General features: G+C 73.8%; 4 protein-coding genes. 3 read left to right on the forward strand and 1 reads right to left on the reverse strand.

The window, feature by feature from the left end:
• The first annotated feature begins 222 nt into the window (after positions 1 to 222).
• The 3 genes from BLQ67_RS09800 (at position 223) to BLQ67_RS09810 (ending at position 14,495) form a co-directional block, all read left to right on the forward strand.
• Positions 223 to 12,906 (forward strand): DUF7507 domain-containing protein, encoded by a 12,684-nt coding sequence (locus BLQ67_RS09800; RefSeq protein WP_172802291.1) that lies wholly within the window; start codon positions 223 to 225, stop codon positions 12,904 to 12,906.
• 161 nt (positions 12,907 to 13,067) lie between these two features.
• A complete protein-coding gene (locus tag BLQ67_RS09805) occupies positions 13,068 to 13,691 on the forward strand; it encodes a TrmH family RNA methyltransferase (protein WP_092504643.1) in 624 nt (207 codons plus the stop codon).
• Positions 13,692 to 13,757: 66 nt separating this feature from the next.
• Positions 13,758 to 14,495, forward strand: a complete 738-nt coding sequence (locus BLQ67_RS09810; RefSeq protein ID WP_092504645.1) for a tyrosine-protein phosphatase — start codon at positions 13,758 to 13,760, stop codon at positions 14,493 to 14,495.
• A 53-nt stretch (positions 14,496 to 14,548) separates the two neighbouring features.
• Here the strand turns inward: BLQ67_RS09810 and BLQ67_RS09815 are convergent, their stop codons facing one another.
• Positions 14,549 to 15,796, reverse strand: a complete 1,248-nt coding sequence (locus BLQ67_RS09815) for an Nramp family divalent metal transporter (RefSeq protein WP_092504647.1) — start codon at positions 15,794 to 15,796, stop codon at positions 14,549 to 14,551.
• Between the last annotated feature and the right edge of the window lie 69 nt (positions 15,797 to 15,865).

The raw sequence follows: 15,865 nt of genomic DNA on the forward strand, positions 1-15,865 counted from the left end.
AAGTATCGGCGAGTGGTACGGCGGCCGACGATCGGCGCGGATGCGGGCGGCACGTCCGCGACTGCCCAATGCTGGCGGGGCATGTGCCGTCAGTGGGATGCCCTGAGCAATCCACAGGAAGCGGTGTGACGAATGGTGTATGCGAGCGTTCCTCACCCGGGGTACATTCGCGAACGACTCACAGCAGCACGAGTCGCTTCCCTGTCGGCTCCCCTTCCCGAGGTGCTCGAAGTGCACGCATCCCCCGTCCGTCGACGCCTCAAGGCTGCCCTCGCGAGCGTGCTCGCGATCGTCATGGGCGTGAGCGCCGCGACCCTCGTCGCACCCGCCGCGCCGGCCGAGGCCGCCGTCGTGAGCCCCATGACGAACGCCTACAACAGCGTCGTCAACGGCAACTACCTCATGGTCGGCAACGGCGTCATGCAGGCGGGCACGTCGTACCTCACGGGTGGCACCGCGGACGCGTTCCACAACGGCGTCGCGCTCACGGGCCTCGTGAACGACAACTTCCAGATGCAGCGCCGCAACGCGGTGCCCGCGCTGCAGGCCGCGGGTGCCGACAACTCCACGAGCGCCACCCTCACGGTGCCCTCCGGCGCCAGCATCGCGCGCGCCTACCTCTTCTGGCAGGGCTCCACGGGGCTCGCAGGCAACGGCTCGGGTGGCACGGTGCAGCGATGCAACGCGTCCGTCACCCCCGACGCGACCCTCGCCGCCGGCTCGCCCGCCAACCGCCAGGTCATGCTGCAGGTCGGCTCGGGCGCGATCTCGAGCGTCGCGGGCGCCGTCACGATCGAGCCGACGCCCACGGGCACGCTGCCGCAGTACTACTCGGCGTTCGCCGACGTCACGAGCCAGCTCTCGACCATCGCGACGGGCTCGAGCCAGACGATCAACGTCGGCAACCTGTGGGCCGCGGAGGGCCGCAACTGCTACGCGGGCTGGTCGCTCGCGCTCGTCTACGACTTCGGCCGGTTCATCCCGGGCAACGACGCCTCGCAGGCGCGCAACGTCATCATCGCGAACGGCCACGTGCGCCTCGGCCAGAACGAGTCGCAGCACACCACGTTCTCGGGCTTCACGAGCGCCGCGGGCGACATCCAGTCGTCGTTCTTCCTCGGGGAGGGCGACCGCAACATCTCCGGCGACTACGCGCAGTATCGAGCCGGCACCACGGGCGCGTTCACGAGGATCGCCGGCGCGACCGGCGAGACCGACAACGTCGGCACCGGCCGCGCGACCGGCAGCGTGCGGTTCCAGGGCACCTCGACCGACACCTTCTTCAACGGCAGCGTCGACGTGCGCACGACCGCGCTCACGGGCATCCCCGTCGGCACGAGCTCGATCCAGCTCGAGCTCGGCACCGTGCAGGACACGTACATGCTGCAGGCCGCCGCGCTCGCGGTGCCCGTCGCCGCCGTGCGCATCGAGAAGACGTTCACGGGATCGGGATCCACCGCGGTCGACGTGCAGGACATCCTGCCCGGGCAGGCCCCGTCGTACACGATCACCGTGACGAACGCCGGGTCGTCGCCCGTCTCGAACGTGCAGGTGGCCGACACGCTCGCCCCGAGCTGCGTGCGCACGATCGGCACCCTCGCCGTCGGCGGGGTGACGCAGTACACGTGCACGGGCCCAGCGACCAACACCGGCCTCACGAACACCGCGACGGTCTCGGGCACCGGCATCATCTCCGACAGCGACACGACCGTCGTCAACGTGGGCGCCATCTCGCTCGCGAAGACCGTCACGCCCTCGAACGGCTACACGGGCCGCCCCGGCGACACGCTGAGCTACACGTTCACGATCCGCAACTCGGGCTCGAGCGAGCTCAGGGGCGTCACCCTCACCGACCCGATGTCGGGCCTGCAGGGCCTCGCGATCGACTGGGGCACGTCGAGCGTCGCGTCGACGCCGCCGGGCACGCTCGCCGCGGGCGAGACGGTCATCGGCACCGCCACCTACGCGCTCACCGTCACCGACGTCGACCGCGGCACCGTCACGAACCCGAACGCCGTCGCGCGCGGCCTCAACCCCAACCAGGTCGCCGTCACCTCGACGGCGAGCGCGACGCAGACCATCCCGCCGGCCCCCGCGCTCAACCTGTCGAAGACGGGCACGCTCGCGCAGGGCGCCACGGGCCGCGTCGGCGACCTCGTCACCTACTCGTTCTCGGCGACGAACACCGGCAACGTCACGCTCTCGGGCGTCACGATCACCGACCCGCACGTCGGCCTGTCGAGCATCGTCTACACGTGGCCCGGCACGGCGGGCGTGCTGCGCGCGGGCCAGACCGTCACCGCGACCGCGACCGCGCCGATCACGCAGGCCGAGATCGACGCGGGCCGCGTCGTGAACACCGCACGCGTCGCGGGCACGTCGCCCACGAACGTCGCGGTCAACGGCACCGCCACGACCACCGTGGCGATCACGCAGACGCCGACGATCGCGATCGACAAGAACGGCACGCTGGCGACGGGCGCCGGCGCGGCCGGCACGCTCGTGAACTACACGTTCGACGTCGTCAACACCGGCAACGTCACCCTCACGGGCATCACCGTGAGCGACCCGAACGTGGCCTCGATCACGCCGCCGAGCGGATGGACGGGCACGCTCGCGCCGGGCGCGACGGCGCGCTTCACCGCGAGCCACACGATCACGCAGACCGAGGTCAACGCCGGTCGCGTGTCGAACACCGCGACCGTGCGCGGCACGCCGCCGACCGGCGCCGCCGTCACCGGCACCGACACGTTCGTGCAGCCGCTCGCCAACACCCCGGGCATCGACCTCGAGAAGACCGGCGCGCACGAGCTGAACGGCCCGGGCAACGCCGACGACACCATCCTCTACACGTTCGCGATCCGCAACACGGGCCAGTCGACGCTCACGGGCATCACGATCAGCGACCCGATGCTCGCCGGACGCCAGCCCGTCGCGCAGACGTGGCCCGCCGCCACCGGCACGCTGCAGCCCGGCCAGACCGCCTCCGTGCAGTACCGGATGCCGATCACGCAGGCGCAGATCGACGCCGGCTACGTCGACAACACCGCCTCCGCGACGGGCACGGCGCAGGCCGGCACCGTCACCGACAGCGACACGCACCGCACGCCCATCAACCGCACGACGTCGGTGCTGCTCTCGAAGACCGTGACGGCGCCCACGGGCACGCCGCAGGTCGGCACGCAGCTGCCGTACCGCTTCGTCATCGCCAACAACGGCTCGACGACCCTCACGAACGTCGCGCTCTCCGACCCGATGTTCACGCAGGCGCAGCTCACGTACGCGTGGCCGGGCACGCCCGGCACCCTCGCGCCCGGCGCGCAGGTCGTCGTCACCGCCTCGACGGCGCTGACGCAGGCGCAGATCGATGCCGGCACCGTCGGCAACACCGCCACCGCCACCGCCACTGGCCCCTCGGGCGTCCCCTCGGTGTCGTCGACGTCGCACGCCGACGCCGCCATCCCGCGCACGCCCGCGCTGAGCCTGACGAAGACCGGCGCCATCGCGACCGGCCAGGTCGGCCGCGTCGGCGACACGATCCAGTACGAGCTCACCATCGTGAACACGGGCAACGTCACGCTCACGAACGTCACGGCCTCCGACGCCATGCCCGGCCTCGTCGGCCCCACCGTCGTGTCGTGGCCGCGCAGCACGCCGGGCACGCTGCTGCCCGGCGACCAGGTGCGCTTCACCGCGACCTACGTCATCCGCGCCTCCGACGTCGCCGCCGGCGCCGTCACGAACTCCGCCTCCGCCACGGGCCGCGGCCCCATCGGTGGCACGCCCATCGCGACGGCGAGCGTCACCGTGCCGCTGCCGGCCGCGACGCCCGTCGCGCAGCCCGACACCATCTCGACGACGCAGGGCGCGCCGGGCCGCGTGCTGCCGCTCGCGAACGACGTGCCCGGCGACCCCGGCGTGCCCCTCATCCCCTCGACGCTCACGCTCGTGGACGGCGCGGGCCTCGCCGTGACGTCGATCACGCTCCCTGGCGTCGGCACGTTCACGGTCGACCGCTCGACGGTCGGCTCGCCCGCCGTCGTCTTCACGCCCGTGCCCGGCTTCACGGGCCAGGCGCCCGCGGTCGGCTACCGCGTCAACGACGCGAACGGCACCGCCACGTCGTCGACGATCGTCGCGACCGTGACGCCCGTCACGCCCACGGCGCAGCCCGACGTCGCCACCGGCAGGCAGGGTGCGCCCGCATCCGTCGACCCGCTCGCGAACGACGCGCCCGGCTCGGCGAGCATCCCGCTGCAGCGCTCGTCGGTCTCGTACGTGAACGGTGCCGGCCAGCCCGTCGCGACCGTCACGGTCGACGGCCAGGGCACGTGGTCGGTGAACCGCGACGACCCGCAGAACCCGCGCTTCGTCTTCACGCCGCTCCCGTCGTTCTCGGGCACCTCCACGGCCGTGCCGTACCGCGTGCTCGACGCGAACGGCACCGCCGCGACCTCGACGGTCACGGCGCAGATCACGGCCGTCGCGCCCGCGCTGCAGCCCGACACCGGCTCGAACCGCCAGGGCGCGAGCGTCACGGTGGCGCCGTTCGCCAACGACGCACCGGGCGACCCCGCCGTGCCGCTGCAGCCCGGCACCATCACGCTCGTCGGCGCCGACGGCCAGGGCACGAACACCGTCACGATCGCCGGCCAGGGCACGTACACGCTCGTGCGCACCGACCCGGCCGTGCCGCGCATCGTCTTCACGCCGATCGCCCCGTTCACGGGCGAGGCGACCCCCGTGACGTACCAGGTCTCCGACGCCAACGGCGTGCCCGCACGCACGACCTTCACGCCCACCATCACGCCCGTCGCACCCATCGCCCGGGCCGACGTGGGGGAGGCGCGACAGGGCGCCACCGTGACGATCGACCCGTTCGTCAACGACGAGCCGGGCAACGCCGCCGTGCCGATCGTGCGCTCGCAGCTCACGCTGCTCGACGCCGCAGGCAACCCGACCGACGAGATCGTCGTGGCAGGCCAGGGCACCTGGCGCGTCGTGCGCACGGATGCGGCGAGCCCCGTCATCACGTTCACGCCGCTGCCCGCATTCACGGGCCAGGCGACGCCGCAGCCGTACCGCATCGCCGACGCCAACGGCACCACCGCGCGCTCGACCGTCGGCGCCACGATCGGCGCCGTCGTGCCGATCGCCTCGCCTGACACCGCCACCGGCAGGCAGGGTGCGCCCGCATCCGTCGACCCGCTCGCGAACGACCGCCCCGGCGACCCCGCCGTGCCGCTCGTGCCCTCGACGCTGCAGCTCGTCGACGGCACCGGCACCGTCGTGCCCCAGATCGTCGTGTCGAACCAGGGCACGTGGACCGTCGACCGCACGAACCCCGACGCGCCCCGCCTCGTCTTCACGCCGCTGCCCGGCTTCACCGGCGCCTCCACCCCCGTCGCCTACCAGGTGGCCGACGCCAACGGCACGATCGCATCGTCGACCGTGCGCGCCACGATCTCGGCCGTCACCCCCATCGCGAACCCCGACACCGCATCCGGCCGCCAGGGCGCCGCGCTGCCGTTCGACGTCGTCGCGAACGACACCCCGGGCGACCCCGCCGTGCCGATCGACCGCTCGTCGCTCGTGCTCGTCGGCGCCGACGCCCAGGGCGGCGTGACGATCGCCGACCAGGGCCGCTACACGGTCGACCGCACGAACACGGCAGCGCCGTTCGTGGTCTTCACGCCGCTGCTGCCCTTCACGGGCACCGCGACGCCCGTGACGTACCAGGTCGCCGACGCCAACGGCACGACCGCGCAGTCGACGTACACGCCGACGCTCACGCCGGTCACCCCGGTCGCGAACCCCGATACCGGCGCCACGCGTCAGGGCGCGTCGACGACGATCGACCCGCTCGCGAACGACCGTCCCGGCGACCCCGCCGTGCCGCTGCGGCCGGGCTCGCTCACGCTCATCGGTGCGGGCGGTCAGCCCACCGACACCATCACGGTGCCCGGCCAGGGCACGTGGACGGTCGACCGCACCGGCACGACCCCCGTCGTGACCTTCACGCCCGAGCCCGGGTTCAGCGGCACCGCCGACCCCGTGACGTACCAGGTGGACGACCAGAACGGCACGCCCGTGCGGTCGACCATCACCGTCACGGTCGCGGCCGTCACGCCCGCCGCCGTGCCCGACTCCGCCTCGGGCCGCCAGGGCTCGCAGGTGTCGGCCGCCGTGCTCGCCAACGACTCGGCGGGCGACCCCGCCGTGCCGCTCGTGCCGTCGACGCTCACGCTGCTCACCGCCGCCGGCGCCCCGGCGACGACCGTGACGATCACGGGCCAGGGCACGTACTCGATCGACGCGATCACCGACCCCGCCGCGCCGCGCATCGTCTTCACGCCCCTCGCCTCGTACGTCGGCACCGCGACGCCCGTCGACTACCGCGTCGAGGACGCCAACCGCACCACGGCGCGCTCCACGTTCACGCCCACGCTCGTCGGCGTCACGCCCGTCGCCACCGACGACGGCGGCGCCGCGCGCCAGGGCGCCCCGGTCACCGTGCTCCCGCTCGCGAACGACCGCCCCGGCGACCCCGCCGTGCCGCTCGACCCCGCGACCATCACGCTGCTCGACGCCGCAGGCGCCGCCGCGACGACCGTGACGTTCGACGGCGTCGGCACCTACACGCTCGACACCACGACGACGCCCGGCACCCCGCGCATCGTCTTCCAGCCCGTGCTGCTGTTCGACGGCGACGCGACGCCCGTGCGCTACCGCGTCACCGACGCCAACGGCACCCCGGCGACCGCGTTCGTGCGCCCCGTCATCGCCGGCGTGCGCCCCGCCGCCGCGCCCGACGCCGCATCCGGCCTGCAGGGCTCGCCCGTCTCGGCCGCCGTGCTCGACAACGACAGCCCCGGCAACGGCGAGGTGCCCCTCGTGCCCGCCTCGCTCGAGCTGCTGCTCGGCGACGAGGTCGTGCCGTTCGTCGACGTCACGGGCGGTCGGTACACGATCGACCGCGGCGCCGCAGGCGGCCCGCGCATCGTCTTCACGCCCGACGCGTCGTTCGTCGGCACCGCCGACCCCGTGACGTACCGCGTGGCGGACGCCAACACCGAGACGGCGACGTCGACGTTCACGCCCACGCTCATCGGCGTCGAGCCCGTCGCGCTGCCCGACGAGGGATCGGGCCACCAGGGCGAGCGCATCACGCTGCGCCCGCTCGCGAACGACAGCTCCGGCGACCCGTCGGTGCCGCTCGTGCCGGCGACGTTCACGCTGCTGAACGCCGCGGGCGACCGCGTCGACACGCTCCTCGTGCCGAACGAGGGTCTGTGGACGACCGACCGCACCGACCCGCTGAACCCGACCGTGACGTTCGCGCCCATCGGCTCCTTCACCGGACCGACGACGCCCGTGCGCTACGTCGTCGCCGACGAGAACGGCACCGAGACCGAGGCGACCGTCGTGGTCGTCACGCTCACGCCCGTCACCCCCGTCGCGAACCCCGACGCCGCATCCGGCCGCCAGGGTGCGCCGGTCTCGGCGCCCGTCGTCGCCAACGACGCGCAGGGTCACCCCGACGTGCCGCTCGTGCCGTCGAGCCTGCGACTCGTCGATGCGGCCGGCGCGCTCGTGCCCGTCGGCGGCACCGTGACGCTCGACGCGACGCAGGGCACCTACTCGATCGACGCGACGACCGACCCGGCGAACCCGACCATCGTGTTCACGCCCGTCGCGACCTACGCGAACGCCGCCGAGCCCGCGACGCGCGTGCGCTACTCGATCGCCGACGCCAACGGCACGCGCGCGGAGTCGACCTTCACGCCGACCATCACGCCCGTCACTCCCGTCGCGAACCCCGACGAGGGCACGAACCACCAGGGCGCACCCGTGACGGTGTCGCCGCTCGCGAACGACGCCCCCGGCCTCGCCGACGTGCCGCTGCAGCCCGAGACGCTCACGCTGCTCGACGCCGACGGCAACCCCGCGACCGAGGTCACGACCACGCAGGGCCGCTACACGCTCGACACCACGACCGAGCCCGGCGTGCCGCACATCGTGTTCACGCCGCTGCTCTCGTACGTCGGCACGGCCCTCCCCGTGACGTACCGCGTGTCCGACGCGAACGGCACGCCAGACACCGCCACGTTCACGCCCACGCTCACGCCCGTCGCGCCCACCGCATCCCCGGACTCGGGCACGGGCCGACAGGGTGCGCCGGTCACGATCCACCCGCTCGTCAACGACGTCGCCGGCGACCCCGCCGTGCCGCTCGTGCCCACGTCGCTGACGCTCGTGGGCGCCGGCGGCGGCTCGGTCGACGAGCTCGTCGTCGAGGACCAGGGCACGTGGCGCGTCGACCGCACGACCGATCCCGCGAACCCCGTGATCGTGTTCGAGCCGCTGCCGACGTTCCGCGGCAACGCGACGCCCGTGCCGTACCGGGTCTCCGACGCGAACGGCACGCCCGTCGCCTCGGCGATCTCGGTCACGATCACGCCCGTCGACCCCGTGCTGCAGCCGGATGCGGGCGAGGCGCGCCAGGGCGCGACCGTGACGCTCGCGCCGCTCGCGAACGACGCACCCGGCGACGCCGGCGTGCCGCTCGTGCCGTCGACGTTCACGCTGCTGGACGCCGCCGGGAACCCCGTCGCCGAGCGCACCGTGCCGAACGAGGGCACGTACCGCGTCGACGCGACCGACCCCGCCAACCCGCTCGTCGTCTTCACGCCGCTGCTCACGTTCCGCGGCGAGGCCACGCCCGTGTCGTACCGCGTCGCCGACGCCAACGGCACGACCGCGACCTCCACGATCACGCCGACGATCACGGGCGTCGACCCCGTCGCCCAGCCCGACGCGGGCGAGGGGCGCCAGGGTGCCGTCGTGACGATCGACGCGCTCGCGAACGACATGGCAGGCAGCCCCGAGGTGCCGCTCGTGCGCCCGTCGCTCACGCTGCTCGACGCCGTAGGCGACGCCGTCGACACGCGCGTCATCGCCGGCCAGGGCACCTGGACCGTCGTGCGCACCGACGCTGCGAACCCCGTGCTCGCGTTCACGCCCGAGCTCGGCTTCGTCGGCGAGTCGACCGTGCCGTACGCGGTGCTCGACGCCAATGGCACCCGCGCCCCCTCGACGGCGACGGCGACCATCACGGCCGTCACGCCCGCCGCGACCTCCGACGTCGCGACGTCGCGGCAGGGTGCGCCCGCATCCGTCGCCCCGCTCGCGAACGACACGGCGGGCGACCCCGACGTGCCGCTCGTGCCCTCCACGCTCACGCTGCTCGACGGCGACGGCAACCCCGTCGCCGAGATCGTGATCCCCGGCCAGGGCACGTACACGATCGACCGCTCGACGCCCGCGGCGCCGCGCATCGTGTTCACGCCCGAGCTCACGTTCGTCGGCCCCGCGACGCCCGCGCCGTACCGCGTGCTCGACGCCAACGGCACGCCCGCGCAGTCGCTCGTGCTGCCGATCATCGAGCCCGTGACGCCGCTCGCGAACCCCGACGCCGAGTCGGCCCGCCAGGGATCCGTCATCACGTTCCGGCCGCTCGGCAACGACACGCAGGGCCACCCCGACGTGCCGTTCGCGCCCGCGACGCTCACGCTGCTCGACGCCGACGGCACCCCCGTCGACACGCTGACGGTGCCCGGCCAGGGCACGTACGCCGTCGACCGCTCGACGCCGTCGAACCCGACCGTCACGTTCACGCCCGAGCTCTCGTTCGTCGGCACCGCGAGCCCGGCGACGTACCGCGTCGCCGACGCCAACGGCACCACGACGACGTCGACGATCACGCCGACCCTCGTGGGCGTGACCCCGATCGCGAACCCCGACGCCGCATCCGGCCGCCAGGGATCCGTCGTGTCGGCCGCGGTGCTCGCGAACGACGCCGCCGGCACCCCGTCGGTGCCGCTCGTGCCGTCGACGCTCACGCTCATCGACGCCGACGGCAACGCTGCGACGACCGTGACCGTGGCCGACCAGGGCACGTACTCGATCGACCGGTCGACGGCCTCGGCGCCGCGCATCGCGTTCACGCCGCTCGCCACGTACGTCGGCATCGCGACGCCCGTGACCTACCAGGTCGCCGACGCCAACGGCACGGGGGCGCGCTCGACGTTCACGCCCACGCTCGTCGGCGTGACGCCCGTCGCGCTCGACGACGCCGGCTCGGCCCGCCAGGGCGCCACCGTGACGGTGCTGCCGCTCGCGAACGACTCGGCGGGCGACGCGAGCGTGCCGCTCGACCCGTCGACCTTCATGCTGCTCGACGGCGCCGGCAACCCCGTGCCGTCGATCACCGTGCCGCTGCAGGGCGTCTACACGGTCGCAGGCACCGCGACCGCGCCGCAGGTCGTCTTCACGCCGTTCCCGTTCTTCACGGGCGAGGCGACGCCCGCGCCGTACCGCGTGGCCGACGCCAACGGCACGACCGCGACCGCCTTCGTGCGGCCCACGATCGCGGGCGTCGAGCCCGTCGCATCCCCCGACTTCGCGTCGGGGCGTCAGGGCGCACCCGTCTCGGCGGCCGTGCTCGACAACGACAGCCCCGGCGAGGGCGACGTGCCCCTCGAGCCCGGCACGCTGACGCTGCTGCAGGGCGACGATCGCGTCGCCACGGTCGACGTGCCCGGCGGTCGGTACTCGATCGACCGCACGGATGCGGCGAACCCGCGCATCGTGTTCACGCCCGATGCCGCGTTCGTCGGCACCGCCGAGCCCGTCGCCTACCTCGTCGAGGACGAGAACGGCACCGAGGCGCGCTCGACGTTCACGCCGACGCTCGTGCCCGTGACCCCGATCGCCGACCCGGATGCCGCATCCGGTCGCCAGGGTGCGCCGGTCTCGGCCGCCGTGCTCGCGAACGACGACGCCGGCCACCCCGACGTGCCGCTCGACCCGACGACGCTGCAGCTGCTCGACGGCTCCGGCGCCGTCGCGACGGTCGTCGAGGTGCCCGGCCAGGGCTCCTACGCGATCGACGCCTCCGACGAGGATGCGCCGCGCATCGTCTTCACGCCGCTGCCCGGCTACGTCGGTACCGCGACGCCCGTGACGTACCGCGTCGCCGACGCGAACGGCACCACGACGGAGTCGACGTTCACGCCGACGCTCGTCGCCGTCGCACCCATCGCGAGCCCCGACTTCGCGTCGGGCCGTCAGGGCGCTGCCGTCTCGTCGCCCGTGCTCGCGAACGACGACGCCGGTGACGACGACGTGCCCCTCGTGCCGTCGACGCTGCGCCTGCTCGACGCCGCCGGCGCGCTGACGACGCAGGTCGACGTGCCCGGCCAGGGCACCTACACGATCGACGTCTCCGACGCGGATGCGCCGCGCATCGTGTTCACGCCGCTGCCCGACTTCTCGGGTCAGGCGACGGCCGTCGGCTACCAGGTGTCCGACGCCAACGGCACGCACACGCAGTCGACGTTCACGCCGACGATCACGGCCGTGACGCCCATCGCGGCACCCGACGCCGCGACCGGCCGCCAGGGCTCGCCAGTCTCGTCGCCCGTGCTCGTCAACGACGAGGCCGGCGACGACGAGGTGCCGCTCGACCCGGCCACGCTCACGCTGCTCGACGCCGACGGCAACCCCGTCGAGTCGGTGACGATCGTCGGCGAGGGCACGTACCGCGTCGACGCGTCGGCGCCCGCGTCGCCGCGCATCGTGTTCACGCCGCTCGCCGACTACGTCGGCACCGCCGTGCCGGTCGCGTACCGCATCTCCGACGCCAACGGCACGCCTGCCGAGTCGACGTTCACGCCGACCCTCGTCGAGGTGCTGCCCATCGCATCCCCCGACTCCGGGCAGGCGCTGCAGGGCAAGACGGTGACGCTGGATGCGCTCGCGAACGACGCCGCAGGCTCGGCCGACGTGCCGCTCGTGGGCTCCACGCTCACGCTGCGGAACGGCGCCGGCGAGCCCGTCGACGAGCTCGTGCTCGACGGCGTCGGCACGTGGACCGTCGACCGCACGAACCCCGACCGGCCCGTGCTCGTCTTCACGCCGCTGCCCGGCTACGTCGGCACGTCGACCGTGCCGTACACGGTCGCCGACGCCAACGGCACGCTCGCGCCGACGACGGCATCCGCGACGATCGTCGCCGTCACGCCCGTCGCGACCGACGACTCGTCGGTCGGCCCCGTGGGCGAGACGCAGACGATCGACCCGCTCGCCAACGACCGCGCCGGCGACCCGTCGGTGCCGCTCGACCCGTCGACGCTCGTGCTGCTCGACGAGTCCGGCGAGCCCGTGCTCACCCGCACGGTGCCCGGCGAGGGCACGTACGTCGTCGTCGACGGCCGCATCGCGTTCACGCCCGAGGCCGGCTTCGTCGGCACCGCGACCGGCGTGCCGTACCGCGTCGCCGACGCCAACGGCACGACGGCGCAGGCCGTGTACACGCCGCGCGTCGTCGACGGCCCGGTCGTCGAGGTCGAGGACCTGTACGGCGAGGGGATGCGCGGCACGCCCGTGACGGTCGACCCGTCGAGCGGCGAGCCGAACCTCGACCCGACGTCGGTGCGTCTCGTCGACGCGTCGGGCGCGCAGGTCGGCGCGATCGTCGTGCCCGGCGAGGGCACGTGGACGGTCGACCCGGTCACGGGGTTCATCACCTTCACGCCCGAGGCGGGCCTCGAGGGCGACCCGACGCCGATCCGCTGGATCGGTGCGACGACCGACGGCACGATCGTCACCGGCCAGGTCGTGGTGCACTACCTCGACCCGGTGTCGCCGCCGCCGACGGTCGACCCGACGGGGTCGACGCCGCCGACGGCGCCAGCGCCGAGCGGGCCCGGTGGACCCGGCGGCCCCGACCTGCCGCGCACCGGCGTCGAGCCTGCCGGCTGGCTGCTCGTGCTCGCGGCGATGCTCGGCCTGGTCGGCTTCGGGCTGCTGCGCCGTCGCCGGCGGTCGGACGAGCTCGTCTGACGCGCGCGGGCCCGGCACTCCTTCGGGGGTGCCGGGCCTCGTGCGTCGCTCGGGACGCTGCTTCCCGTGCGGCGAGATGCTCCACCTGCCCCCACCGCTCCTCGAGGTGCGAGCGAAGCGAGCCTCGAGAGGTGCACCCGCGCACCCGCCAGACTGAGCACATGCGCGACCATGACGCCGAGGCCCAGCTCCCCGCCGTCGGGGTCGGCCCGTGGCCGGGCCCGCATCCCACCGATCCGCGCTACGACCCCGAGCTGCTCGAGCACGGCGACCGCCGCAACGTCGTCGACGAGTACCGGTACTGGACGGTCGAGGCGATCGTCGCCGACCTCGACGCGCGTCGGCATCCGTTCCACGTCGCGATCGAGAACTGGCAGCACGACCTCAACATCGGGTCGATCGTGCGCACGGCGAACGCGTTCCTCGCGGCCGAGGTGCACATCGTCGGCCGCCGTCGCTGGAATCGCCGCGGCGCGATGGTGACCGATCGGTACCAGCACGTGCGGCACCACGAGTCGGTCGATGCGCTCGCCGCGTGGGCGGCCGAGGCAGGGCTGCCGATCGTGGCGGTGGACACGCATCCCGAGTCCCGCGCCGTCGACGCCGCGCCGCTGCCACGGGCGTGCGTGCTGCTCTTCGGCCAGGAGGGGCCTGGTCTCACCGACGAGGCGATCGCAGCGGCATCCGAGCACGTGCACGTGCGGCAGCTCGGCTCGACCCGATCGCTCAATGCCGCGGCCGCCGCCGCGATCGTGATGCACGAGTGGCTCCGCACCCACGCCTGAGTCGAGGATCTCGGCCCGATGCGACGTCGCATCGGGCCGAGATCCTCAACTGCGTAGGGTGGCCGGATGCGCGACCTCGACTGGGACGGCCTGCGGAACGTGCGCGATCTCGGCGGGCTGCCGACGTCGCTCTCGCCGACCGGCGCGACGTTCCCGCGACGCGTCGCGCGCGGACCGCGACGTGAGCTGCTCACGACCGCCGGATGGGATGCGGCGGCAGCGTGGGGCGTGCGCGCGATCGTCGACCTGCGCAGCGCCGACGAGGTCGGGCGACGCGAGTCCGACCCCGACGCGACCGTGCCCGAGGCGGTCGTCGTGACGCTCGCACCGACCGAGGATCAGGCGCATCCCGAGTTCCGTGCCGTGTGCATGCCCATCCTCGACTCGCCCGAGTACTGGCGGCACAACGTGCGCATCCTGCCGGGTCTGCTGCGGGCGACGCTCGAGGCCATCGCGGCATCCGAGCCCGGCGTGCTCGTGCACTGCGCCGCCGGCCGCGACCGCACGGGCATGGTGAGCGCGATCCTGCTCGCGCACGCGGGCGTCGCGCCGGCCGACGTGCTCGCCGACTACGCCGCATCCGTGCGGGCCATGGCCGGCACCGCCGCGCACGGCGGCCCGACGCACGACCGCCAGGCTCGCTGGACGCCCGCCGAGACCGACGCCTTCCTCGCCGACGTCGCGCCGCACGTGCTCGCCTTCGCCGTCGACGTCGAGGCGGTGCTCGACGAGCTCGCCGTCGCCGCATCCACCCGCGACCGCCTCCGCGCGCTGCTCACCGACCCCGCAGGCGCAGAGATCTGAGGTTCTCGGCCCCTTCTGATGTCAGAAAGGGCCGAGAACCTCAGAACGTTGCGTCAGGCGCCGGTGAAGGTGAGGACCAGCAGCAGCACGTTGAGCGTCACGAGCGCGGCGGCGAAGAGGGCGCCGAGCGCGGTCGTCCACCAGCGGTTCGCGTGCTCGCCCATCACGGCGCGGCGCGCGGTGAGCCACACGAGCGGCACGAGCGCGAACGGGATGCCGAACGACAGCACCACCTGGCTCAGCACGAGCGCGAGCGTCGGGTCGACGCCGAGGGCGAGGATCGCGAGGGCCGGCACGAGCGTCACGAGGCGCCTGGTGGTGACCGGCACGCGCACCCGCACGAGGCCCTGCATGATCTCCGAGCCGGCGTAGGCGCCGACGGCCGTCGAGGCGAGGCCCGAGGCGAGCAGTCCGATGGCGAACATCGTCGCGACGCCGGCGCCGAGCGCCGCGCCGATCGCGGCGTGCGCGCCCTCGAGCGAGTCCGTGCCCTCGACGCCCGCGAGGTTCGCGGCCGCGAGCACGATGATCGCCACGTTGACGGTGCCGGCGATCGCGAGCGCGATCGACACGTCCCACCGCGTCGCGCGCAGCAGGCGCGGCACGGGCAGCGCGTCGGCGCCGGTCGCGCGGAACCGATCGCGCGTGAGGCTCGAGTGCGCGTAGATCGCGTGCGGCATGACGGTGGCGCCGAGGATGGATGCGGCGAGCAGCACCGTGTCAGGCCCCTCGAAGCGCGGCACGAGGCCGCCGAGCGCCTCGGCGCCGGGAGGGCCTGCGAAGAGGCCGGCGGTGAAGCCGACGGCGATGACGACGAGCATGCCTGTGATGACGATCTCGAACACCTTCGGCCCGCGCCGCGTCTGCAGCCACAGCAGCGCCATCGAGAACGCGCCGGTGATCGCACCGCCGGCGACGAGCGGGATGTCGAACAGCAGCCACAGCGCCACGGCGCCGCCGATGACCTCGGCGACGTCGGTCGCCATCGCCACGGCCTCCGCCTGCAGCCAGTAGGCGATGCGGCCGACGCGCGAGCCGAACCGCTCGCCGAGCACCTGCGGCAGCGACTTGCCGGTGACGATGCCGAGCTTCGCCGACAGGTACTGGATGAGCCACGCCATGAGGTTGCCCACGACCACGACCCACAGCAGCAGGTAGCCGTAGCGGGCGCCCGCGGTCATGTTCGCGGCGACGTTGCCGGGGTCGAGGTAGGCGACGCCGGCGACGAGCGCGGGTCCGAGCAGCCAGATCGGGCGCGGACGGAGGAGCGGGGATGCGACGCGCTCGACGGTTTTCGGCATGCCGAAACCATAGGACCAGGCTCTGCGAAAGCGCAACGGCTCGCCGGGCTGGTCCGCCGCCGCCGCACC

This window comes from Agrococcus jejuensis (assembly GCF_900099705.1).
GTDB lineage: Bacteria > Actinomycetota > Actinomycetes > Actinomycetales > Microbacteriaceae > Agrococcus > Agrococcus jejuensis.

What these genes read in the sequence shown, in the direction of transcription:
- BLQ67_RS09805 (WP_092504643.1), top strand. Translation starts at nt 13,068, where the DNA reads ATGCGCGACCATGACGCCGAGGCCCAGCTCCCCGCCGTCGGGGTCGGC.
- BLQ67_RS09810 (WP_092504645.1), top strand. Translation starts at nt 13,758, where the DNA reads ATGCGCGACCTCGACTGGGACGGCCTGCGGAACGTGCGCGATCTCGGC.
- BLQ67_RS09815 (WP_092504647.1), bottom strand. Translation starts at nt 15,796, where the DNA reads ATGCCGAAAACCGTCGAGCGCGTCGCATCCCCGCTCCTCCGTCCGCGC.